The organism is Gabonibacter chumensis (assembly GCF_024741215.1).
GTDB classification, from domain to species: domain Bacteria; phylum Bacteroidota; class Bacteroidia; order Bacteroidales; family Marinifilaceae; genus Gabonibacter; species Gabonibacter massiliensis.
Genome location: NZ_JANSKB010000012.1, coordinates 1 through 230, shown reverse-complemented (window position 1 = coordinate 230; position 230 = coordinate 1). Strand labels below are relative to the sequence as shown.

The following is a 230-nucleotide window of genomic DNA, read 5'->3' as shown; positions in this document are numbered from 1 at the left end:
CGGCGATCGGTTTGTTCATGTCGAGCCTGACCTCTTACCAGATCGTTGCCGCTGTCGGCACGTTGGCGATTTTAGCCGGTTTATCTTACGTGAAAGACTTATGGCAAGATCTTGACTTCGTTCGCGATATCACGTTTTGGCTGGCGATTTCCGGTCGAGCCGGGGAGTTCGTTAACGGTTTGATCTGCTCCGAGGACGTGATCTATTTCCTGATCGTGATCGGCTTGTTC

The 230-nt window shown here is 51.7% G+C and carries 1 protein-coding gene; it reads left to right on the top strand.

Translation table 11 applies throughout. The features are described 5' to 3' along the window. Positions 1–230 (top strand): hypothetical protein (locus NVS78_RS14125; RefSeq protein WP_286359732.1); only part of this gene is annotated, 230 nt, incomplete at both ends.